Raw genomic sequence first — 21,987 nt, forward strand, 5'->3', positions numbered from 1 at the left:
GCCACCCCGCCACCCCGCCACCCCGCCCCGGCGCCGTCGGCGGGATCCGCCCGCCGGGGCGCGCTCAGAGCCAGTTGCGGCGCTTGAACACCACGTAGAGCGAGACGACGAGCACGGAGATCACGACGGTGCTGGCGAGGAAGCCGGACGTCCTGCCGATCCCCGGGTAGGCCACGTTCATGCCGAACCACCCCGTCACCGCCGTCGGCACCGCGATGATCCCCGCCCAGCCGGTGAGCTTCTTCATCACGGTGTTCAGCCGGGCGTCCTGCAGGGCGAGGTTCGTCTCGAAGACCGTCGTCACCATCTCGCGCAGCGACTCCGTCCACTCCCACGCCCGCAGGGTGTGGTCGTACAGGTCGGCGTACCAGCCGTCGAGCTCGCCGCCGAGGCCGTGGAGGTCCGCGCGGTGCCGCACCACCGCGCCGACCACGTCGCGCATCGGCAGCACGACGCGGCGCAGCCCGACGAGTTCCTTGCGCAGCCGGTAGGTGCGCTGCTGCAGCACGCGGGGGGAGGAGGTCTCGTCGAACAGGCCGTCCTCGAGCGACTCGATCATCTCGTCCATCACCCGGACGGTGTCGAGGTGCCCGTCCACGACGACGTCGAGGAGCCCGTGGAGCAGCGCTCCGGGGCCGTTCTCCGGAAGGTAGCCGTGGTCCTGCCAGCGCCGCACCACCTCGTCCGTGTCGAAGCGGTCGTCGTGGCGGACGGTCACCACGCCGTTGGGCAGGACGAACGCGGAGACCCGGCTGGTCTCCAGCCGCGACTCGATCCTGCCGGGCCCCGGATCGCCGTCGGCCTCCAGTCGCGTGGCGTACACGGTGACGAACGTGTGCGACGCGTGCCGCGTCGCCTTCGGCCGCTCCGTGGAGGCCAGGGCGTCCTCGACCGCGTGCCGGTCCAGCGAGAGCTCGTCGGCCAGGGCGCCCAGCGTCCTGCCGTCCGGGGCGCACAGGTCGACCCAGACGAGCGCGCCCTCCTCCTGGAGGCAGTCGGAGACCTTCTCCAGGGGGAAGCCCTCGACGACCTCCCCTCCGCGGCGCCACATCATCGTGCGCACGCCGCAGGAGACCTCATTGCTCATACCGGCAAGTCTGCCCCATGCCCCGGTACTACCCTCGGGCGCCTCCGGGGCCGGGCCGGGCCGGGCGCCCGCGGCCGCCGGGCGCCCCCGTCGTGCGCCGTCAGGCCTCGGTGCCTCCGGGGCCGGCCCAGTCGGTGCCGGTGCCGTCGGCCGGCTCTGCGGCCGTCTCCCGCTGCTCCTCCTCCGGGGCGTCGGAGTCCGTGGTGTTCATCCGGTCTGCGTCCATCGTCGTCTCCCCCGTGCGCGGGACCACCGGTTGGTCCCTCCGTACATCAGGGCGGCCGACCCCGGCCGAAGGTTGCGCCGGGCGCTCCCGCCGTGCGCCTCAGTCCACGTCGACGTGGTCGAAGAGCTCGAGCATCCGGCCGAGCACCCGGGTGCAGGCCGCCACGTCGGATTCGGTGAGGTCGCCGCCGGTCTGCCGCAGCAGGGCGTGCTCGCGGGCGGTCAGCGCGTCGATGGCGGCCCTGCCGTCGTCGGTCAGCCGCACCAGCGGGGACCGTTTGTGGGCGGGGTTGGGGACGGTCTCGACCAGGTTCCGCGCCGCGGCGTCGTTGACCGTGCGCTGCACGAACTGCCGGCTCAGCGCCTGGGCGCGGCCCATCTGGGGGACCGTCATGGGGCCGTTCCCGCGCAGCAGGTCCAGTACGGCCCGCACGCCCACGGACAGCCCTTCGGTCGGCGCGTTCCGCTCCACCGCGCGCAGCACCCGCCGGTACAGCGGGCCCACGAGGGCGAAGACGTCCGTGAGCCGGTGGGCGAGCTCGTCGGGAGGGAGGGGAGGCTCTGCGTCGTTCACCCCACCAGGATGACACCCCGGTTGCCAACCCGGCGCAAGAATGACACCTTGGTTGTCATGAATGCTGTTTCTGACGTGTTCTCACTCGAGACCGGAGACGCCGTCCTCGCCTACCGCGACGTCGGCACGGGTCCGCTGCTGGTGCTGCTGCACGGCGGTTTCCTGGACCACGGCATGTGGGACGACCAGGTGGCCTCCCTCGCCGAGGACTTCCGGGTGGTCGCGCCGGACGCCCGCGGGCACGGTGCGTCCTCCAACGCGGACGGACCGTTCCGCTTCACCGACGACCTCGCGGCGCTGCTGCGCCACCTCGACGCCGGCCCCGCGGTCCTCGTCGGGCTGTCGATGGGCGGGGGCACCGCGGTGGACACCGCGCTGGAACACCCCGACCTGGTGCGGGCGCTGGTCGTCAGCGGCGTCGGGACCAGTGAACCCGAGTTCCGGGATCCCTGGTCGAAGGAGGTGCTGGCCAGTTGGGGCCGCGCACTGGCCGCCGGTGACGTCGAGGGCTGGGTCGAGGCGTTCCTGCTGATGGCGGCGGGGCCGCACCGCACGCTCGACGACGTCGACCCGGACGTCGTGCGGCGACTGCGGGAGGCGGCCGTGCGGACGATCACCAAGCACACCGCCGACGAGCCGGTGTGGTCCGTGCCCGTGACCGGCACCTGGGAGCGGGCGCGGGGGATCACGGTCCCGGTGCTGGCGGTCAACGGCGGCCTCGACAGCGACGACCACATCGGCATGGCCGAACGCCTCGTGCGCACCGTCGCCGACGGCCGGGCGGCGACCGTCGAGGGCACCGCCCACTACCCCAACATGGAGCGCCCGGACGCCTTCGACGCGATCCTCCGGGACTTCCTGCAGGCCGTCCTCCGGGAGGAGTGACGCCCGGCTGCGGTCCCGGACCGGCCGACGGCCGACCGGTTCGGGACCGCAGTCACAACCGCAGCCGCAGCCGCAGCCGCTCCCCGCCTCCTCCGTCGTCGCGCTCTTGGAGCATTGCTCAAGTAGTGCATCCCCAAAAAAGATGGGGATGCACTCAGTCCCGGCCTCCGTTTAGAGTGGTGCTCAAACAGGAGGTGTGGTGACGTGCGACTGACCCCCACGGAACGCGACAGGCTGCTGCTCTTCGGCGCCGCCGAGCTCGCCCGGACCCGCCGGGCCCGCGGGCTGCGGCTCAACGTCCCCGAGGCGACCGCCCTGATCGCGGACACCGTCTGCGAGGCGGCCCGCGACGGCCGGCGGCTCGCGGAGGCGATCGAGGCGGCCCGCTCGGTCCTCGGCCCCGGCGACGTCCTGCCCGGGGTCGCCGACATCGTGACCGAGGTGCAGGTGGAGGCCGTCTTCGACGACGGCACCCGGCTCGCGGTGGTCACCGACCCGATCGGCGGCGGCGGGGGAGAGGACGCCCCGGGCGCGCTGTTGCCGGGCCCCGCGCACGCCGAACCGGAACCGGCCCTCGTGCTGACCGTGCGGAACACCGCCGCCGTGCCCGTCGGCGTCACCTCGCACTTCCACTTCTTCGAGGCCAACCCGCGCCTGCGGTTCGACCGCGCGGCGGCCTACGGCATGAGGCTGTGCGTCCCGGCCGGCTCTTCGGCGCGCTTCGACCCGGGCGGGGAGACCGAGGTCGGGCTCGTGCCGATCGGCGGGGACCGGGTCGCGGTCGGCTTCGCGGGCCTGGTCGACGGCCCGCTGGACGCGCCCGGCGCGAAGGAGGAGGCGCTGCGCAGGGCGGCGGCCTGCGGCTACCTGGGCGCGGAGGAGGCGTGATGGACCCGTACGCGTACGCCTCCGTGCACGGCCCCCGCGCGGGCGACCGGGTCCGGCTCGGCGACTCCGGGCTGGTCGTGCGGGTCGAGTCCGACGCGCAGCTGCCGGGCGACGAGTTCCTGGCCGGATTCGGCAAGACGGCCCGCGACGGCCTGCACCTGAAGGCCGCCGCCGTGCGCGAGACCTGCGACGTCGTGATCAGCAACGTGCTCGTCCTCGACGCCGTGCAGGGCATCCGCAAGATGTCGGTCGGCATCCGCGAGGGGCGCATCCACGCCCTCGGACGGGCCGGGAACCCGGACACCCTCGACGACGTGGACGTGGTCGTCGGCACGGGCACCTCGATCGTCTCCGGCGAGGGCCTGATCGCCACCGCCGGCGCCGTCGACACCCACGTGCACCTGCTGTCGCCGCGCGTCATGGAGGCGTCGCTCGCCTCCGGGGTCACCACGATCGTCGGCCAGGAGTTCGGCCCTGTGTGGGGCGTCGGCGTCAACTCGCCCTGGGCGCTGCGCCACGCCTTCAACGCCTTCGACGCCTGGCCCGTCAACATCGGCTTCCTGGCCCGCGGTTCGTCCTCGCACCCCGCCCCGCTGGTGGAGGCGCTCGCCGAGGGCGGCGCCTGCGGTTTCAAGGTCCACGAGGACATGGGCGCGCACGCCAGGGCACTGGACACGGCGCTGCGGGTCGCGGAGGAGCACGACGTGCAGGTCGCCCTGCACAGCGACGGACTGAACGAGTGCCTGGCCGTCGAGGACACCCTGCGCGTGCTGGAGGGCCGCACCGTCCACGCCTTCCACATCGAGGGCTGCGGCGGCGGCCACGTCCCCGACGTGCTCCGGATGGCCGGGGTGCCGAACGTCATCGGCTCCTCCACCAACCCCACCCTGCCCTTCGGGCGCGACGCGATCGCCGAGCACCACGGGATGATCGTCTCCGTCCACGGACTCAAGCCCGACCTGCCGGGCGACGCGGCCATGGCCCGCGACCGGATCAGGGCCGGGACGATGGGCGCCGAGGACGTCCTGCACGACCTCGGCGCGATCGGCATCACCTCCTCGGACGCCCAGGGCATGGGGCGGGCCGGCGAGACCGTGCGCCGCACCCTCGCCGTGGCGGGGAGGATGAAGGCCGTACTGGGCCCGCTGGAGGGCGACGGGGACTGCGACGACAACGCCCGCGTCCTGCGCTACCTGGCGAAGCTGACGATCAACCCGGCGATCGCCCACGGCCTCGCGCACGAGATCGGCTCGATCGAGGTCGGCAAGCTCGCCGACATCGTGCTGTGGCGCCCGGAGTTCTTCGGCGCGAAGCCGCAGCTCGTCCTGAAGTCGGGCTTCCCGGCGTACGGGGTGACCGGCGACCCGAACGCCGCCACCGACACCTGCGAACCGCTCGTCCTCGGACCGCAGTTCGGTGCGCACGGCGCGACGGCGGCCGACCTGTCGGTGGCCTTCGTCTCGGACGCGGCCGCGCAGGCGGGCGCCGACGCGATGCCCACCCGCCGCCGCAGGGTCGCCGTGCGCGGCACCCGCGGCATCGGCCCGGCCGACCTGCACCTCAACTCCCGCCTCGGCGACGTGGCCGTGGACGCCCGCACCGGGCTGGTCACCCTCGACGGCGAACCGGTCCGCTCCGACCCCGCCGACACCGTCCCCCTCAACCGCCTCTACTTCCTGTGAGGAACCCCTCCATGACCCCGCCCGCCTTCCGCATGCCCGCCGAGTGGGAACCGCACGAGCGCACCTGGATGGCCTGGCCCCGCCCCAACCCCACCTTCGCCGGAGCCGGGGAGCTGGCCGCCGCCCGTGAGGCCTGGGCCGCGGTGGCCCGCGCCGTGCGCCGATTCGAGCCGGTGACGGTGGTCGCGGCGCCCGGGACTCCGCGTCCGCCCGCGAACTGCTCGGCCCCGGCGTCGACCTGGTCGAACGCCCCCTGGACGACGCGTGGATGCGCGACATCGGCCCCACCTTCGTCACCGACGGCGACGCACTCGCGGCCGTCGACTGGACGTTCAACGGCTGGGGGGCGGCCGACTGGGCGCGCTGGGAGCACGACGCGGCGATCGCCCGCGAGGTCGCGGGCCTCGCGGAGGTCCCCGTCCTCTCCTCCCCGCTCGTCAACGAGGGCGGCGGCATCCACGTCGACGGCGAGGGAACCGTCCTGCTCACCGACACCGTCCAGCTCGGCCCCGAACGCAACCCGGGGTGGAGCCGCGAGGAGGTCGAGGCCGAGATCCACGCCCGTCTCGGCACGACGAAGGCGATATGGCTGCCGCGCGGGCTGACCGCCGACTACGGCCGGTACGGCACGCGCGGCCACGTCGACATCGTCGCCGCCTTCGCCCGCCCGGGCGTCGTCGTCGCCCACACCCAGCCCGACCCGTCCCACCCCGACCACGAGCCCTGCCGGGCCAATGTGGAACTGCTGCGGTCGCAGACGGACGCCCGCGGCCGCCGCCTGGAGGTGGTCGAGGTCCCTGCCCCCACGGTCCTGCGGGAGGACGGGGAGTGGGTCGACCACTCCTACATCAACCACTACCTCTGCAACGGCGGCGTCGTGCTGTGCGCCTTCGGCGACCCGCGCGACGAGACCGCGGCCGGCGTCTTCCGCCGCCTCTTCCCGGACCGGGAGGTCGTCCAGGTCGACGCCCGCCCGATCTTCGCCGGAGGCGGCGGCGTCCACTGCATCACCCAGCAGCAGCCCAGGGTGCGCGGGTGATCGGGTAGAACGTAGGGGTGAACCCACCGCTTCCCGCCCACGGCATCCCCACCCCCGGGGCCCGTCACCACATGAACCACGGCCACAGCCACGCCCACGGTCACGGCCACGGCCACGGATCCGGCGCGTCCCGGGGCGGCGCCCTCCCGGACGGGGAGGCCGCCGCGTGACTCCGCCCGCACGGCGGCGCACCCCCGCGCCGCCCCGGGAGAAGGTCTTCGCCGCAGCCATGGCGACCGTCGCCGAACGCGGGCTCGACGGGCTCACCATGGCCGGGCTCGGCCGCGAGGTCGGGATGAGCAGCGGCCACCTCCTCTACTACTTCCGCACCAAGGACGAGCTCCTGCTGCAGACCCTGGAGTGGAGCGAGGGCCGCCTGGGCGCCGAGCGCGGTGCGCTGCTGTCCCGGCGGGCGCCGGTGCGGGAGCGCCTGGACGCGTACGTCGGCCTCTACGTGCCCGACGGGCCCCGCGACCCGCACTGGACCCTGTGGCTGGAGGTCTGGAACCGGTCGCAGAACGCCGGTGACGACGCGCGCGCCCGCCAGGCCGCCATCGAGGGGGCCTGGCACCGCGACCTGGCGGCCCTCCTCGCCGAGGGCGTCTCGCGCGGGGAGCTGCGTGCCGTGGACCCGGACCGCTCCGCCACCCGGCTGCGCGCCCTGCTGGACGGCTTCAGCGTCCACGTCGCGGTCGGCCTGCCGGGCACCGGGCGGGCGCAGGCCCTCGCCCACGTGCGGGAGTTCGTCGAGGAGACGCTGCTGCCCGCCGGCACGTCCGCCGACCGGTGACGCACCCGTTGCGCGGGCCGGGGAGCAGGTCCGCCGCCGCGGGGTAGGGGAGGGCGGAGGGCAGGAGGGGCCGATGGGAACGGCGGTGCACGTCCCGCAGACGCGGGACATGGCCGGGGACGAGCTGTCCGGCGACGAGGCGTGGGCGGCGCTGCGCCACTACGGCGGCCGCAAGCTCGTCCTGGACGCCTTCTCGCGCTTCCGCTACGCGGACGGCTTCAGCCATGCCCGGGCGCTCGCCCTGCAGCTGGTGCTTGCCCTGGTGCCGCTGGCCATCGGCCTGGTGGGCGTGGCGACCACCCTCCACACCGAGAGCGTCGGGCACGTGGTCGAGCTGACGCTGGGCCGGATCGCCCCCGGTGCGAGCAGCGGCCTGATCGAGGAGGCGCTCGACGAGACGCGGCGCAGCGCCGGCGACGTCGGGGGAGCGGTCGCGATGTGGCTGGGCCTGGGGTTCGCGGTGGTGAACCTGGGGTCGGCGACGGCCCAGATCGAGCGCGGCGCCAACCGCATCTACGGCATCGAGCGAGACCGGCCGTTCCTGCGCAAGTACCGGCGCAGCACGGTGCTGTCGGTGGCCGCCGGCGCCCCCATGGCGGCGGGTTTCCTGGTGCTGGTGGCCGGTGAGGCAGTCGGCGGTTCGCTGGCGGAGGTCTTCGGCTGGGGCGAGGGTCTGCGCAGCGCGTGGCAGTGGCTGCGGATCCCGGCCGGGGTCCTGCCGGCCTGGGCGGCCTCGGCGGCGATCTTCCGCTGGGCCCCGCGCCGCCGTCAGCCCGGCTACACCTGGCTGGCCTTCGGCTCCGCCGTGCACCTGACCCTGTGGGTGGCGGCCACCTGGCTGCTGGCCCTGTACGTCGAGCGCAGCGGCTCGTTCGGCGCGGTGTACGGGCCGCTCACCGCGTTCGTCGCACTCGTGCTGTGGGCGAACCTGGCGGGGGTGGCGCTGTTCCTGGGCCTGGCCTTCGCGGCGCAGCTGGAGGCCGCGCGCGCCGGCGTCGTCGAGCCGGTGCACCCGGACCCGGGGGCATGAGCGGCCCGTCCGGAGGGGCCTTCCGGGACGGGCCGCCCGCGGTGCCGCCTCGCCGCGCCGGGACGGCGGCCGCCGTCCCGGCGCGGACGAAACCGGTCCGGTGGGCGCGGCGGGCGGACGCTGCTCACCGGCCGTCGGTTCATCTTCTGCCGCCCGGACCCTTGTTGACGGATCGTCTACTGGTTACTTTCTAGTAGCCGGATCCGGGCGCGGGCGTTTTCGGATTCGGGGCGAAGGCTGCTCGGCCCGCGCCGCACGCCGGGTCCGGCGCACCACCGGCCGTGCCCCGGTCCCGCGGGTGCCGGCCGTCCCGTCGGCGCGGGGCGCGCGCCGCACCGCACCGTGATTTGTCATGATCCTCTCAAAAACGGCACGGCTCGCCGCGGCGGCGGCAGTGCGCCCCGGCGACCGGGCCGTCCACACGGAAGGAACACGGATGTCCGTTCCCAGCACCGGCCGTGCCCGGCCGCCCGCGCCCGCGCGGGGCCGCCGGCATCCCCTGTACCTGCGGGCCGCCGGCTCCCTCGCGGCCGCCCTCGCCCTGACCGCCGCGGCCGGCGTCCCCGGGGCCGCCGCGACGGCGGACACCGGCGCGCCGGCCGCGGCGCCGGCGAGCACGGGGGCCGCCGGGCAGCGGGAGGTGATGTTCGTCGGCAACAACTGGGACGGCACCGCCGACGTCATCGAATCCACCGGCGACTTCGCCCGGATCGGCCGCATCAACGTGATCCCGGACAAGGACCGCAGGCTGAAGGAGATCTACCTCAACCCGGTCAGGCTCGCCTTCTTCCTCGGCATCCGCCAGGGCCCCGGAGAGGGCCACGACCAGTTCGTGGACGACATGTACTCCACCCCGGACGGATCGGCCGTGGTCGTCTCCCGCCCGAGCTTCGCCGACGTCGTCTCGATCGACCTCGCCACCGGGGGGATCAACTGGCGTTTTCCCGTCTCGGGCTACCGCTCCGACCACATGGCGGTCTCCCCCGACGGAACCCGCGTCGCCGTCTCCGCCTCGACGTCGAACACCGTGCACGTGCTCGACATCGGCACCGGCGAGCAGGTGGGATCGTTCAAGACCGGGGACAAGCCCCACGAGAACGTCTTCACCGACGGCGGCAAGTACCTGTGGAACATGTCGATCGGCGAGGTCAACACCGCGCTCGACGCCCCGTCGATGGACTGGACGAAGGGCGACCGCCGCATCACCGTGGTCGACGCGAAGACCTTCGAGCAGGTCAAGGTCATCGACATGCGCGAGCGGCTCGACGCCTTCGGCCGCAAGGACCTGTCCGACGCGGTCCGGCCCGTCGCCCTCACCCCCGACGAGTCCAAACTGTACTTCCAGGTGTCGTTCTTCAACGGCTTCCTCGAGTACGACGTGCCCTCCGACACGATCACCCGCGCGAAGACGCTCCCGAAGAACCCCGCGACCAGCGAGGACCGCACCACCTGGGTCAACGACTCGCGCCACCACGGCATGTCGACGAGCCCGGACGGCGACAAGCTGTGCGTCGCGGGAACGATGGACGACTACGCCACGATCGTGGACCGCGACACCCTGCAGGAAGGGCCGCTGGTGACCGCGTCCAAGCCGTACTGGGCGACGGTGAGCGGTGACGGCAGGTCCTGCGTGATCTCCGAGAGCGGCGCCGACCAGGTCACCGCGATCGACTTCGCGACGGGGAGGAAGGTCGTCTCCGTACCGGTCGGCGACCACCCGCAACGCGTGCGCATCGGTCACGTGCCGGCCGGCTGGACCGGGCCCGCCGCGGGCTGACCGGGGCCCGGACTCCGGAGCCGGGCGGCCCCGCCCCCGTCGGGCTCCGGAACCCCGGTCAGCCGGTCGTTCGGCCGTCCGGTCGTTCGGCACGCCGGTAGGTGCTTCCGTCCCTGGTCCGGATCAGCAGCCCCGCCTCGACCAGGTGGCGGCGCAGCGCCGGGAAGTCGTCGTGCACGGTGAGCAGCGCCTCGTCGACCTCGCGCTCGCTGTAGGCGCGATCCCGTTCGAACAACGTCTCCGCCAGGTGCACGAGCAACTGCTCACGACGCGCGGCCCTGCGCGGGATCGTGGTCGGACGCCCCCGGGAGAAGAGGGCTGTCACCCCGTGCGAACCACGGGAATCGTCGTCGGACATGGACGGGAGTCTCCCGGCCGGCCGGTCGCCGTGCAACGCATTTCCACTGCCGGGGCGACGGCCCCTACGCGCCCGCGCCGTCCGGCAGGGCGCCGGACCGGTGTTCCGCGGCGCGCCGTTCCGGGCTGTCCGCAGCCCCTGCTCTACCGTCTTCCTCGGCCGCACCGTGCCGGGAGGCGGGAGCTGCCGGGACGGTACTCACCCCGGGCCGTCCGGCGGCACCCGCCTCCCACCTTCCGGGACGCGCCGCCCCCCGGGGGCTTCCCCGGAGACCGCGTCCCCGCCCGGTACCGCACCTCGTCGACGGGGGACGGGGGACGGTGCACGAGAACGGATGCAGGGCGTCACAGCAGCCAACGCCTGCCCCGCACCAGCTTGGCCCATGTCCGGCCCAGGCCCCAGACGTTGCCGGAGTACGTCAGCGCCAGAGCGACGAGAACCAGCGCGTAGATCACGTGGTAGTCGACGAGGGGATTGGTCGACATGCTCGGCGCCCCGTCGGACGTGTACCGGTCCGGCGGCCACTCGGCCACCCACATCAGGGCCAGCATCACGATGCCCGCGACCGCGGCGAGCCGCAGGGCCACCCCCGCGACCAGGGCGACGCCCACCCCGAGCAGCCCGAGCATGAACAGCCAGTCGGCCCAGGCGGCCCCGGCCCAGCCGCGCAGGGCGGACTGCATCGGCCCCACGGACACGCTGCTGAGATAGCCCTCGGTGGGTGATCCTCCCCTGACCCAGGCCCGCTCGGAGGGAGTGGCGTATCCCCACCCGAACGTCTTGTCCAGGAAGGCCCAGAGGAAGACGAAGCCGAGTGCCAGCCGCAGGACGGCCATCGTCCGGCCCGCCGCCGGGGTCATGACCGCGCCGTGCTCGGAGGCCGTGACGGCCGCCCACCGTCCGGGCACCTGCGTGCGGCCGGGCGTCCCGGGTTCCTGTTCGGTGGTCATGAGGTTTCCCTCCTCACCTGCCGTTCTCTCGGCAGCAAGTGGCGCCCCTGCCCATTAGGCACCGCCCGGTGGCCGGACGCGAGCGGGAAGCGGCGCCCCTGCGCCGGGTACGGAGCGCTTCCGGACCGCTTTCCCGGCCCGGTCGCCGAAGGCTCGCGGCCCCGGCGGCGGGGGAGTGGGCCGCCGGCCGCGCGGGGAAGGGCGCGTCCGCGTGAAGGACCGGGCCTGCGCGGGGCCGGCGCCCGCCGCGCGGCAGGTGCCGGCTGCCCGACCGGCACAGGTTCGGGAACACTGCGGCCCGCCGCTCGGCAATCACCCGTTCGGCTCAATGAGGCGCCGACGGGCCGCCGCGCACGGTTCACCCCTGCAGCCCGCCGCCTGCCGGACCGGGGCCGGAATCCCCGGCGGGCAGACCGCCCCCGGCGGGGATCTCGGTCACGGGGACGGGAGGAGCAGGGGGGATGCCCCAGCGCTCGGCCGCGGTACGGGCGGCCAGCTCGGCCTGCCGGTGGCCCCGGTCGCCCCAGCCCAGCAGATCCGCAGCCTGGGCGGGGGTCGCCAGCAGCCGGGCGAAGGTGCGGCCGGTGGCCGGATCGGGCGCTGCCGGGCCGACGGCGGTGACCGGGGCCGCCAGGCGCAGCCGTGCGCAGGGGCCGGTGCCGCCGTGGACGGCTCCCGTCGCGTCGTACGACCATCCCAGGCGCAGGGGAGCGCCGATGCGCAGTTGCGCCTCCTCGGCGACTTCCCGGAGCAGGGTGGCCTCCGGGTCGGCGTCGTAGGCCTCCACGGTGCCGCCGGGCAGCTGGACCAGTGCCCCGTCCGGGTCGACGACCAGCACCACCCTGCCGTCGGGGACGAACAGCCAGCCCCAGGCCTGCGTGACGCGCAGCCGGCCGGGCACGGGCTCCGGGTGCCAGGGCCACGTCCTCCCCGCCCGGGGCCGGGTGTGCACGGCGTGCCGGTCCAGCGCGGGGACGGGCCCCGTGTGCCGGCCGTCCTCGAGGTGCGCGGTGCCGGTGCCGCCGAGCCGGGCCCGCAGCGCGGCGAGCGCGGTCCGTGCCTCCACCGGCACCATGCACGAGGCCACCGCGGCCGAGTCGTGGAAGGAGTAGCCCTTCAGTTCGCCGCCCGGCAGCCGGATCGCCGCCGTGTCCTCCTCGTCCAGGACGCCGCCGTCGAAGACGTAACGGACCTCGCCGGGGAAGGGCATGTCCCCGGGGACCGCCTCGTGCCCGGGGCCGATCCAGTTGACCGCCAGCAGCGCGCCCGGCTCCCGGTCCAGCCCCAGCTCTTCGCGCACCTCCCGCCGGCACGCCTGCCGCGGGCCCTCCCCGGGCTCGGCGCCCCCGCCGGGCAGGAGCCGGCGGCCGTCGCGGTGGTAGGACGGCTCGACCAGCAGTACCCGGCCGAGCCGGTCGGTGAACAGGGCTGCGGCGCTCAGCCACACCGCGTGCCGGGAGCGGGCGTACTCCGGGTTCGGCATGCGCGGCGGCACGGGGGCGGCAGTCGCCGGATCGGGCGTGCCGTCGGGGGACGGGACAGGTCGGGCGGTGCTCAAGAGGGCCTCCTCGGGTAGGCCGGGCGGGCGGTGTTCCAGGGGCGTGCGGCCGGGCGGGCGGTGTGTCCACTCCTCTCCGGTGCGGCCGACCGGAAATCAACTCGCCTCGAAAAAAGGGTAGTTCGCCCCGTTAGGATCGCCGGTCATGGACATCGTGCTGCTCATCCCCATCACTCTGCTCGCGTTTGTGGTCGGGGGCTACGAGCACAAGCTCCGCCGCATCGAACGCCGGGCGGCGCGGACGGAACGCAAGGTCGACCTGCTCCTGGAGCACCTCGGTGTCGCCGGAACCGAGGAGGCGCCGGACCGGGTCCGCGCGCTCCTGCGGGAGGGGAAGAAGATCCAGGCGGTCAAGGCCTACCGCGAGATCACGGGCGCCGACCTCAAGGAGGCCAAGGACGCGGTCGACCGCATGGAGACCGTGCTCTGACCCCGTGTCACCGGGACCCTCCGGTTCCGCCGGGTGGTCAGGCGCGCAGGTGGGCGAGGACTGCGAGGACCCTCCGGTGCCCCCGGCCGTCCACGTGCAGGTCGAGTTTCCGCAGGATGCCGCCGACGTGCTTGTTGACCGCCGCCTCGGTGACGAAGAGCTCGCGGGCGATCGAGGCGTTGGAGTGCCCCTCGGCCATGAGGGAGAGCACCTCGCGCTCGCGCGGGGTGAGCCGCTGCAGGGGGTCGTGCCGGCGGCGGAGCAGCTGGCGCACCACCTCCGGGTCCATGACCGTCGCGCCCGCGGCCACCCGGGCGACCGCGTCGACGAACCGGGCGACGTCGCCGACACGGTCCTTGAGCAGGTAGCCGATGCCGCTGTCACCGCCCAGGTCGAGCAGGTGCGCGGCGTAGGACTGCTCGATGTACTGGCTGAGTACCAGAACGGGCAGGGCGGGACGTTCCCTGCGCAGGGCGATGGCGGCGCGGAGGCCGTCGTCGCTGTTGTCCGGGGGCATGCGCACGTCGGTGACGACGATGTCGGGGGAGTGCTCGCGGACAGCGGCGACCAGCGCGCCGGCGTCGCCGACGGCGGCCGGCACGCGGTGGCCGAAGCGGGTCAGCACGCCGATCAGCCCGTCCCGCAGCAGCGGCGAGTCCTCGGCCAGCACGACGTTCAGCGGCACGGGATCTCCACGTGCAGCAGGGTGGGGCCGCCCGCCGGGCTGGACAGCCGCAGCCGGCCGTCGGCGGCGGCGACGCGGTCGGCGAGCCCGACCAGCCCGGTGCCCCCGGCCGGGTCCGCTCCGCCGGCACCGTCGTCGCCGACCGTCAGCACCAGGAGGTCCGTCTCCAGCCGTGCACCGACCTCGGCCCGGGACGCCCGGCTGTGCCTGGTGACGTTGGCCAGGGCCTCGGCGACGACGAAGTACGCCGTGCTCTCCACCGCCGCGGGCAGGCGGTACGGAAGGCGGACGTCGACGGTGACCGGAACGGCGGACCGGGCGGTGAGGTTGCCGACGGCCGCGGCCAGCCCGTGGTCGGTGAGGGCCTTCGGATGCACACCGCGGGCCAGTTCGCGCAACTCGTCCACCGCCAGCGCGACCTCCCCCCGGGCAGCGGCGAGCTGCCTGCCGGCCGGCGAGCCCGGATCCGTGTCCAGCAGGGCCATGCCGAGCATGACGCTGACCGAGACCAGCCGCTGCTGCGCCCCGTCGTGCAGGTCCCGCTCGATCCGCCTGCGCTCGGCGTCGAAGGCGTCCACCAGGCGGGCCCGGGAAGCCCGCACCTCGGTCAGCTCGGCCCCCGGCTCGCCGTCGCGCGGCGCGAGCGCCGACCGGGTCAGCGCGGCCCGGGCACCGGCCCAGGCGGTGACGGTGTACGGCGCGGCCGGCAGCAGGAACAGGCCGACGACCAGCCACGGCCAGGCGCCGGGGTCGCCCGCCGGCGACGTCATGAGGAACACGGGGAGGACCAGGGCGAAGCCGAGGACGAGCAGGTCCATCCACCACAGGGCGCTCAACGACACCGCGGTGAAGCCCAGTTCCCGCCAGGTCGCCGGCTCCCGCAGCCGGGTCTCCAACCAGCCCCGCAGGCCGGGCCGCCCGGGCCTCCGGTGCGGATCCGGCGCGGGGTCCAGGTCCACCAGCCGCAGCCGCCGGCGTTCGACCCGGGCGACGAAGACGCCGGACAGGGCCACGCCCAGGAGGGGAACCGCCCCCACGGCCACGGCCAGGGACACCAGTCCGGCCGCGGCCAGGAACAGGAGGACGACGCCGGCGACCGCGCCGAGAGCGACCCCGGACAGCAGGTAGGCCAGTGCGCGCCAGGGCCACTGCGAAGCGAGGAAGCCCAACGGATGCCGTGCCAGGGCGTGCCAGGCGGTTCGGGAAGGCATGGGCCGACCGTACCGGGCCGCCGTCCTCCGGTCGGTAGTGCGCGCACTACCTCTTTCCTCCTGCGCACACCGGTGCGGTGCCCACCGGTGTCCGGGTGGAATGCCGGTCATGCGGATTCACACGGACACAAGAACGACCGGGCCTGCGGTGCGACGGGTCCTCCGGCGCGTGCCCCCGGCCCGCGGCGGCGCCCGCCGCCGGCCCGCCAGGACGGTGATCGCCCTGATGGGGGCCGTGGCGGCGTTGTGGCTGCCCCCGACGGCACTCGCCGCCCCGCCCGCGGCCGCACCGGACGCCGACTCGATCGACCGCTACGTCAGGGACTACATGGAGGAGACGGGCCTGCCCGGCGCCGTGGTCGCGGTGACCAGGGGCGACCGGGTCGTCCGGGCGGCCGGGTACGGGCGCACCGCGGCGGGGAAGCGCATGACCGCGCACACGCCGGTGCCGGTCGCCTCGCTCTCCAAGGCCATGACCGCGATGGCCGTCCTGCAGCTGGTCGAAGCGGGCAGGGTCGACCTGGACCGGCCGGTCCGGCACTACCTGCCCGAGTTCACCATGGCGGACCGGCGTGCCCGGAGGATCACCGTCCGGCAGCTGCTCAACCAGACGTCGGGAATGGCGGACTCCGCCCACCCCGACCTGACGCTCCCGCAACCGCGCACCCTGCGGCAGGCGGTGGCCGGCATGCGCCGGGCGGAGCTCGCGGCCGACCCGGGAAGCGAGTGGAACTACCACAACCCCAACTACTTCGTCGCCGCCAGGCTGGTGGAGGTCGTCGGCGGACGGCCCTTCGCGGAGCACCTGTCCGCCCGCGTCCTCCGCCCGCTGGGCATGTCCGGCACCGAGTCGGTCGGCTCCACCACCGACATGCCCGAGCAGGCCCGGGGGTACGTCCGCGCCTACGGCCTGACGGTCGAACGCCCCCACCCCCGCTGGTTCGCGGCCGGAAGCTTCGGGGTCGTCACCACGGCGGACGACCTGACCCGGTGGCTCGTCGCGCAGAACAACCACGGCGTCTCCGCGGACGGTCGCCGTGCCGTCTCCGCCCTGAGTATCAGGACCATGCACACCCCGCCGGAGGGCGGCAGCTACGCGATGGGCTGGGCGGTGAGCGGGCCGGGGGAACGGCCCCGGAGGATCGAGCACACCGGCTGGCTCCTGACCCACAACGCCGTTGCGACACTGCTGCCCGACAGCGGGCTCGGCATCGCGGTCGTCACCAACACGGGAATGGTCTCCGGGGACGACGCCCCCGCCCTGGCCCGGGGCCTGGCCGACCTCGCCCGGGGCGGGAACCCCGCGGTGACCAGGCCGTTCACCATGACGGCCGACCACGTCCTCGCCGCCCTCACCCTGCTGGCGGCCGCCCTCGGCGCGCTCGGCGCCGTCCGGGCGCCCCGCTGGGCCGGGCTCACCGCGCACCGCCCGCCGTGGAGGACGGGTCTGCGCATGCTGCCGTACGGCCTTCCCGTTCTCCTGCTCGTCTGCCTCGCCGACGTGTTCGGCCTGTTCATGAACCGGGCCGGAACCCTCTGGCAGGCCGCCCACGCCTGGCCCGCCCTCGCCGTCTGCTCGGCGACCGCCGCGCTGGCCTCCACCACGGTGATCACCGCACGGGCGCTCACCGCGTTCCGTGTCCGCCGCGCCCGCCCTCCCCGCGGCCGTTCCCGGGGGTGAGCGGGCCCGGGATCAGTGGTGCGCCTCCTCGACCCTTCGGCGGACGTCCCCGAGGTGCTCGAGGGCCACGGTCACCAGGGCGGTCATGATGACGTGCTTGGGCCGGCGGGTGGTGAAGTGCAGTTCCTCGACGGCGGACGCCAGGGCGTCGGCGACCTCCCGGGGCATGTACCAGGACCGGCGGTCCATGGCCCGCCCCCGGGCGGCGGCCCGCGCCGCGTCGGCCGCGGCAGCGTCGGCCGCGGCGCCGGCGGTGGTTTCCGCGAGGGGGCCGGCCTCCGGGGGCGGCTGCTCCCCGCTCACCGGGCGGCCTCCGGCGGCCCGGTGAGCGGGCCGAACCGGTCTCTCCGGCCCGTCACGGCGGTGACGTGGTTGCGGGTGTTCACGGCTGCGGCCCCTGTCCGTCGTTTTCGTACGGAAAAACAAGGCAACTGGCGAGGCGCCAGAACCCGGCAGTACCAGTACTCGCACGGGTGCGAGAGGGGGAGGTGCGACAGGTGCGACGCACACGGCGGACCGACTCGCGGACATGCGAGGCGTCAAATCTAGTCCCACCATGAGACGTGGAAAGCGTGGGGATGGGCCGTACGGCCCATCGTCCCCACTCTCTCGATGAAGGGAACAGCACCCATGTCTGCTGAACGGCGTACCCCCAGGAGCAGGCGTCTGCTCAGGGCGTTCGGTCCCGCGCTGCTCGCCGGCGCGCTGGCGATCTCCCCGGCCGTCGCCTCCCAGGCCTCGGCCGCCACCAGCACAGAGACGTCCCAGGCAGCCACGCAGAGCACGTCCGTGCCTCGCGAATACCGTCAGGGCTATCGGGACGGCTTCGCGTTCGGCCTCGCGGACGCCGCGGACAACTGCCGCAAGGACGGGTCTCCCGTCTACGGCCTGTTCAGGACGGAAACGTCCCGGACCAACCTGTACGAGAGGGGATTCGTCGCCGGGTACAACGCGGGCTTCCGTGTGGGGTACCGGGCCAACTGCTGGATCTGACGACCGGCCGGTGCTCCCCGCCCCCGCTCTGCGGGGGCGGGGAGCACCGCTGTGCCCCGGCCGGGCGCCCCGCGGCGCCGTCGCGCGGCGCCCCCGCGCCGCCCCCGGCCGCCCGCCGGCCCGCCCCCGGCCGCGCCCGCCCTGCCGTCCGCGCCCGCCCGTCCGTCCCCGGACGGGCGGGCGCCCTCGTCCGGCCGGGTCCGGCCGGTAGCCCGGCCCGGGAGGAACGTCCTAGCCTCCTTCGGGCTCTCCCCGTTCAGGACGGGGGACGCCGGCCCGCTCGGTGGGCAGCAGCTCGCGGATGTCGTGCGGGAGGTCGTGGCTGAGCTTGTCCATCAGCCCGGGGGAGAGCGCGGCGTCGAGTACCTCGAAGACCGCGCTCGCCTCCCGCAGCGCGGCGTCCTCGGCGACACCGCCGCGCCAGGAGATCCGGGCGGCGAAGGACGTCAGGTCGAACTTCTCCCCGCTCCCGCGCTGCTCGGCCCCGGGGGCGTGCGCGGCGACCACTCGGCGCAGGTGCTCCCCGACCTCGTGCGGCAGCTGCGCCGCGATGTGCTCGGCCAGGCCGTCCGGTACCCGCTCGGCCACCGTCTCCAAGGTGGCCCGCACCGCGCGTTCGGCCGCGCCCCGGTCGGGGAGCGCGGCCCGTGCCTGCACCAGTCCCAGGAATTCGTCGATGTTCATGGTCTGTCGCTTTCCGTGTACCGGCAGGTCGTGACGGCCCTCCGGCCGCCGTACGTCCGCGGTCGCGAGCGCGGCCCGCGGCCGGGGGGGGCCTCCTGCCGTGCCGGCGCCTTCGAACAGGCGGCTTGCCGTACCGCCCGCGCCGAAACCTGACGGACACGGGGCCGGCCGGGGCGGCCCGGAGGCGGCCCGCCGTCCGGCGCACCGCGGAGGAACGCGGGTCACGCCACGTATCCGACCTGCAACTGTGCGGCATACGGCCGCATCGTTGTCACTCCTCCGCAGGACTGTATGCGTGTCGCCGTATGACTTCCCGGATCGGGGTGAGAGTGCGGGCGGGGGCACACGGCTCCGGCGCTTCCACAGCGCCGTGAAAGGAAGCTCAAGATGTCCATCCGTCCTGTCCGCGCGCTCGCGGTGCTCACTCTCGCCTCGGCCGCGGTGGCCGGCGGCACCCTGCCCGCCGTCCTCGCCTCTCCCTCCACCACCGGTGGCGTCCACGCGGACGCCTCCCCGGTCCTGCCCGGCGCCGGTGCGGCGGACGGTCAGCTCACGCCCATGGCGCCCGGGGCGCTCGCGGGGCCCGACGTGCTGGGAGGGATGGAGTCGGACCTCACGCCGGCCGCCGCCCGGCGCACTGTGGCCGACCTCAGGACCGCGATGCGCGGTGAGGCCTTCGCCCACGCCTCGTACCAACTCTTCAGCCTGCAGGCCGCCCGGGAGAACCTGCCGCGCACGGCGGAGCTGTTCGCCGACACCTCCCGCGAGGAACTGGGCGACCACTTCGCCAAGCAGGCCGCCCTGGTCGCCCTGGTCGGAGGCGGGGAGGCCAACCTGCGCCGGGTCCTCAACGATCAGGACCGCATGATCGAGGACTACCTCGTCTTCGCCGACGAGGCCCGTCGCGACGGCGACAACCCCGCCGCCGAGCTGTTCGCCGAGATCGCCCGCAACAAGGAGGCCCACCGCAAGGCCGTGGTGGCCGCCCTGAAGGCCGTCGCCGAGGGCAAGGACGTCGACGTTCCCGCGCTGCCGGCCGTCCGGCACGAGGCCGTCGTCGCCGGCCTGCCCCAGGTCACCTCCCCGCACACCCTGCTCCGCCTGCACGCCGCCCTGCACGACGAGGCGCACTCCCACGCGGCTCTCCTGCTGTTCGCCGAGCACGCCAAGAACCACGGACACCCCAAGCTGGCCGCCATGCTCAACGGTCTGGCCGAGGTCGAGTTCAACGACCACTTCGCCCGCCTGGCCCGCATGGCCGGTCTGGTCGGCACCACCGAGGACAACCTGCGCGCCGCCGTCGGCGGTGAGCGCTACGAGTCGAAGGTGGTGTACCCGGCCTTCGCCGAGCGCGCCCGCGCCGCCGGCGAGTCCCGGGCGGCCGAGGTCTTCGCCGAAGCCGCGGCCGACGAGACCAAGCACGCCGCCGCCTTCGAGAAGGCACTGAGCAACCGCGGCTGACCCGCCCTGCCGGCCCGCTTAGCCGGCCCGCTCTGCCGGACAGGACGGTCCGGCCCCGCCGGTACCGGGGCCGGACCGTCCTCCCGACGGTATTGCCCAACCGGGGAGAAGCCCGCGCGGACACGAGCGCGCCTCTGCCGGCGCCCCCGGCACGAAGCGCGCTGCCGTGAGGGCGACGCCGGGGAGTGCCCCGGCGCGCCGACAGACGTTTTCGACGAAGCCCCGGGGCCGGTGCCCCGGGGCTTCGTCCTGCGGTCACCGGCCCCGCGGGCGGGCTGTCAGCCCGTGGAGACGGCGGCGTGCATCTCCCACATCAGCACCTCGGCGCCGTCGGGGCCGCCGGTGATGCGCCGGCCGTCGGAGGCGGTGATGCGGACGGCGTCGCCGGTGGCCAGCGGGCCTGCGCCCTCGAGCTCGGCGGTGCCGCGGGCGACGAAGAGGTGGACGAAGGGGGCGGCGGCCAGCTCCAGGGTCTCGGCGGGACGGATGCGGGCGACGTGCAGGGCGGCGTGCTTCTGCCGGATGCCGATCGCGCGCCGGTCGCTGTGCCTGGGCATGCCGGAGGCGAGGGTGGTCCAGCCGCCGCGGGCGAGTTCGTCGTTGATGTCGAGCTGCTCGTAGCCGGGGCGGATACCGGCCTCGTCGGGAATGGTCCACATCTGGACGAAGTGGACGGGGTCCTGGTGCGCGGGCTCGCCGGTGAGGGTCCACGAGTCGTTCTTCTCACTGTGGAGGATGCCGGTGCCTGCGCTCATCCGCTGGGCGAGGCCGGGGTAGATCACCCCGTTGTGGCCCTCGGAGTCCTGGTGGACGAGGCCGCCGTCGAGGACCCAGGTGATGATCTCCATGTCCCGGTGGGGGTGGGTCTCGAAGCCGGTGCCGGGCGCGACGACGTCGTCGTTGGAGACCAGCAGCAGTCCGAAGTGGGTGTTCTTCGGGTCCCAGTGGCGGGAGAAGGAGAAGGAGTGACGGGAGTCGAGCCAGCCGGCGCGGGTGTGGAAGCGCTCGTCCGCGCGGCGGATGTCGAGGATGGAGACCATGGGGGAGTCCTTGTCGTCCGTGCGGCCGGGCTGCCGGACCGCGCTTGTAGTTGAATATTATACAAAAAGCCGGGCCGAATCATTCCCTGCTCGTCCGGGCGGTCCGATCGCCTCGAAAATGGTTTAAGGTTGAACCAGTGCCCGGTCGACGGGCGCGGAGCGCAAGGACGAAATCTGTCATGGGCATCTTTAGCCGCAACCGCACGAACACCCCCCACGGAACGGAGAACCCCGCTGTGAGCACCCCGACCAAGGTCGCCGTCGTCTACTACTCCTCCACCGGTACGATCGCCGAGGTCGCCCGGGAGATCGCCCAGTACGCGGAGAAGGCCGGTGCCGAGGTCCGCCTGCTCAAGGCCGCCGAACTGGCCCCGCAGGCCGCGATCGACTCCAACCCCGCCTGGGCCGCCAACGCCGCCGCCACCGCCGACGTCCCCCACGCCACCCCGGCCGACATCGAGTGGGCCGACGCCGTGGTCTTCGGCTCGCCCACCCGCTTCGGCAACATCGCCTCCCAGCTGAAGCAGTTCATCGACACCCTCGGCGGCCTGTGGGCCCAGGGCAAGCTGGCCGACAAGGTCTACAGCGGCTTCACCTCCTCCGCCACCACCCACGGCGGCCAGGAGTCCACCCTGCTCGCCCTGTACAACTCCTTCCACCACTTCGGCGGCATCGTCGTCGCCCCCGGCTACACCGACCCCGCCAAGTTCGCCGACGGCAACCCCTACGGCACCTCCCACGTCGACGCCCAGGGCAACAATCCCGTCGACGACACCACCCGCGCCGCCGCCCGCGTCCAGGCCGAGCGCGTCGTGAAGATCGCCTCCGCCCTCAAGGCCGGCCTCGCCGCCGCCTGAGCCGCACCCGGCACGGAAGCACGGGCCCCGGGCCGGCCGCACGACGGAGTACAACGGAGTGCGACGGAGTGCGGCCGGCCAGGCCCGGACTGACGCCGCCCG

General features: G+C 74.3%; 23 protein-coding genes and 1 pseudogene. 13 read left to right on the forward strand and 11 right to left on the reverse strand.

The genetic code is table 11. The features are described from left to right. Positions 1-64: 64 nt before the first annotated feature. The 3 genes from GQS52_RS26505 to GQS52_RS26510 all read right to left on the reverse strand — a co-directional run bounded on the left by GQS52_RS26505 (position 65) and on the right by GQS52_RS26510 (position 1,886). Complete coding sequence (locus GQS52_RS26505) at positions 65-1,087, reverse strand: magnesium transporter CorA family protein (RefSeq protein WP_182316066.1); 1,023 nt, start codon at positions 1,085-1,087, stop codon at positions 65-67. 100 nt (positions 1,088-1,187) lie between these two features. After that, positions 1,188-1,313, reverse strand: a complete 126-nt coding sequence (locus GQS52_RS28130) for a hypothetical protein (protein WP_259371000.1) — start codon at positions 1,311-1,313, stop codon at positions 1,188-1,190. Between the two features lie 99 nt (positions 1,314-1,412). Beyond that, positions 1,413-1,886, reverse strand: a complete 474-nt coding sequence (locus GQS52_RS26510; protein WP_182316067.1) for a MarR family winged helix-turn-helix transcriptional regulator — start codon at positions 1,884-1,886, stop codon at positions 1,413-1,415. Between the two features lie 57 nt (positions 1,887-1,943). On the opposite strand from GQS52_RS26510, the gene GQS52_RS26515 reads away from it, so the two are divergent. From GQS52_RS26515 to GQS52_RS26550, 8 genes and pseudogenes are all read left to right on the forward strand, one after another. Continuing rightward, entirely contained in the window at positions 1,944-2,771 is an 828-nt protein-coding gene (locus GQS52_RS26515; protein WP_259371001.1) for an alpha/beta hydrolase, read from the forward strand. Between the two features lie 204 nt (positions 2,772-2,975). Then, positions 2,976-3,659: an urease subunit gamma gene (gene ureA / locus GQS52_RS26520; RefSeq protein WP_182316069.1), complete on the forward strand. Its 684-nt coding sequence runs from the start codon at positions 2,976-2,978 to the stop codon at positions 3,657-3,659. After that, positions 3,659-5,341 carry an urease subunit alpha gene (locus GQS52_RS26525; protein WP_182316070.1) on the forward strand — a complete coding sequence of 561 codons (1,683 nt, stop codon included), beginning with the start codon at positions 3,659-3,661 and terminating at the stop codon, positions 5,339-5,341. The genes ureA and GQS52_RS26525 overlap by 1 nt, the downstream gene beginning before the upstream one ends. An 11-nt stretch (positions 5,342-5,352) precedes the next feature. Then, positions 5,353-6,380, forward strand: a pseudogene (locus GQS52_RS26530) (agmatine deiminase family protein). A 17-nt stretch (positions 6,381-6,397) separates the two neighbouring features. Then, positions 6,398-6,550 carry a hypothetical protein gene (locus GQS52_RS26535; RefSeq protein WP_182316071.1) on the forward strand — a complete coding sequence of 51 codons (153 nt, stop codon included), beginning with the start codon at positions 6,398-6,400 and terminating at the stop codon, positions 6,548-6,550. Beyond that, positions 6,547-7,170: a TetR/AcrR family transcriptional regulator gene (locus tag GQS52_RS26540; protein ID WP_182316072.1), complete on the forward strand. Its 624-nt coding sequence runs from the start codon at positions 6,547-6,549 to the stop codon at positions 7,168-7,170. The genes GQS52_RS26535 and GQS52_RS26540 overlap by 4 nt, the downstream gene beginning before the upstream one ends. Positions 7,171-7,243: 73 nt before the next feature. Then, the gene (locus GQS52_RS26545) at positions 7,244-8,200 is read left to right on the forward strand and encodes a YihY/virulence factor BrkB family protein (RefSeq protein ID WP_182316073.1); all 957 of its coding nucleotides are present in this window, start codon (positions 7,244-7,246) and stop codon (positions 8,198-8,200) included. A gap of 436 nt (positions 8,201-8,636) precedes the next feature. Next, positions 8,637-9,977, forward strand: a complete 1,341-nt coding sequence (locus GQS52_RS26550) for a YncE family protein (protein WP_259371002.1) — start codon at positions 8,637-8,639, stop codon at positions 9,975-9,977. A 58-nt stretch (positions 9,978-10,035) separates the two neighbouring features. Here GQS52_RS26550 and GQS52_RS26555 read toward each other — a convergent pair whose 3' ends face one another. The 3 genes from GQS52_RS26555 to GQS52_RS26565 all read right to left on the reverse strand — a co-directional run bounded on the left by GQS52_RS26555 (position 10,036) and on the right by GQS52_RS26565 (position 12,843). Next, complete coding sequence (locus GQS52_RS26555; RefSeq protein ID WP_182316074.1) at positions 10,036-10,335, reverse strand: DUF2087 domain-containing protein; 300 nt, start codon at positions 10,333-10,335, stop codon at positions 10,036-10,038. Positions 10,336-10,679: 344 nt separating this feature from the next. Then, the gene (locus GQS52_RS26560) at positions 10,680-11,195 is read right to left on the reverse strand and encodes a DoxX family membrane protein (protein WP_259371210.1); all 516 of its coding nucleotides are present in this window, start codon (positions 11,193-11,195) and stop codon (positions 10,680-10,682) included. A 448-nt stretch (positions 11,196-11,643) separates the two neighbouring features. Continuing rightward, positions 11,644-12,843 (reverse strand): NUDIX hydrolase, encoded by a 1,200-nt coding sequence (locus tag GQS52_RS26565; protein ID WP_259371003.1) that lies wholly within the window; start codon positions 12,841-12,843, stop codon positions 11,644-11,646. Positions 12,844-12,988: 145 nt separating this feature from the next. Between GQS52_RS26565 and GQS52_RS26570 the strand changes: the two genes are divergently transcribed. Further along, the gene (locus GQS52_RS26570; protein ID WP_182316076.1) at positions 12,989-13,273 is read left to right on the forward strand and encodes a ribosomal protein L7/L12; all 285 of its coding nucleotides are present in this window, start codon (positions 12,989-12,991) and stop codon (positions 13,271-13,273) included. Positions 13,274-13,310: 37 nt separating this feature from the next. Here GQS52_RS26570 and GQS52_RS26575 read toward each other — a convergent pair whose 3' ends face one another. Together GQS52_RS26575 and GQS52_RS26580 are read right to left on the reverse strand one after the other, a co-directional pair. After that, positions 13,311-13,958, reverse strand: coding sequence for a response regulator transcription factor (locus GQS52_RS26575; RefSeq protein WP_182316077.1), 648 nt, complete (start codon positions 13,956-13,958; stop codon positions 13,311-13,313). Beyond that, positions 13,949-15,169, reverse strand: coding sequence for a sensor histidine kinase (locus tag GQS52_RS26580; protein WP_182316078.1), 1,221 nt, complete (start codon positions 15,167-15,169; stop codon positions 13,949-13,951). The genes GQS52_RS26575 and GQS52_RS26580 overlap by 10 nt, the downstream gene beginning before the upstream one ends. 169 nt (positions 15,170-15,338) lie before the next feature. Here GQS52_RS26580 and GQS52_RS26585 point away from each other — a divergent pair, with 169 nt between their 5' ends. After that, a complete protein-coding gene (locus GQS52_RS26585) occupies positions 15,339-16,850 on the forward strand; it encodes a serine hydrolase domain-containing protein (protein ID WP_346268266.1) in 1,512 nt (503 codons plus the stop codon). A gap of 12 nt (positions 16,851-16,862) precedes the next feature. Here the strand turns inward: GQS52_RS26585 and GQS52_RS26590 are convergent, their stop codons facing one another. Then, a complete protein-coding gene (locus tag GQS52_RS26590) occupies positions 16,863-17,153 on the reverse strand; it encodes a hypothetical protein (protein ID WP_182316080.1) in 291 nt (96 codons plus the stop codon). Between the two features lie 327 nt (positions 17,154-17,480). On the opposite strand from GQS52_RS26590, the gene GQS52_RS26595 reads away from it, so the two are divergent. Continuing rightward, positions 17,481-17,843, forward strand: a complete 363-nt coding sequence (locus GQS52_RS26595) for a hypothetical protein (protein ID WP_182316081.1) — start codon at positions 17,481-17,483, stop codon at positions 17,841-17,843. A gap of 231 nt (positions 17,844-18,074) precedes the next feature. Here the strand turns inward: GQS52_RS26595 and GQS52_RS26600 are convergent, their stop codons facing one another. Next, positions 18,075-18,527 carry a DUF2267 domain-containing protein gene (locus GQS52_RS26600; RefSeq protein WP_182316082.1) on the reverse strand — a complete coding sequence of 151 codons (453 nt, stop codon included), beginning with the start codon at positions 18,525-18,527 and terminating at the stop codon, positions 18,075-18,077. Positions 18,528-18,914: 387 nt separating this feature from the next. Between GQS52_RS26600 and GQS52_RS26605 the strand changes: the two genes are divergently transcribed. After that, positions 18,915-19,988 carry a ferritin family protein gene (locus GQS52_RS26605; protein ID WP_182316083.1) on the forward strand — a complete coding sequence of 358 codons (1,074 nt, stop codon included), beginning with the start codon at positions 18,915-18,917 and terminating at the stop codon, positions 19,986-19,988. Positions 19,989-20,266: 278 nt separating this feature from the next. On the opposite strand, the gene GQS52_RS26610 is transcribed toward GQS52_RS26605, so the two are convergent. Then, positions 20,267-21,028 carry a pirin-like bicupin family protein gene (locus GQS52_RS26610; protein ID WP_182316084.1) on the reverse strand — a complete coding sequence of 254 codons (762 nt, stop codon included), beginning with the start codon at positions 21,026-21,028 and terminating at the stop codon, positions 20,267-20,269. A 236-nt stretch (positions 21,029-21,264) separates the two neighbouring features. On the opposite strand from GQS52_RS26610, the gene wrbA reads away from it, so the two are divergent. Then, on the forward strand, positions 21,265-21,885 hold the full coding sequence (gene wrbA, locus GQS52_RS26615; RefSeq protein ID WP_182316750.1) for an NAD(P)H:quinone oxidoreductase: 621 nt from the start codon (positions 21,265-21,267) through the stop codon (positions 21,883-21,885). Positions 21,886-21,987: the final 102 nt, after the last annotated feature.

The sequence above is a fragment of the Streptomyces sp. SCUT-3 genome (assembly GCF_014083985.1).
Classification (GTDB): Bacteria; Actinomycetota; Actinomycetes; order Streptomycetales; family Streptomycetaceae; genus Streptomyces_H; species Streptomyces_H thermolineatus.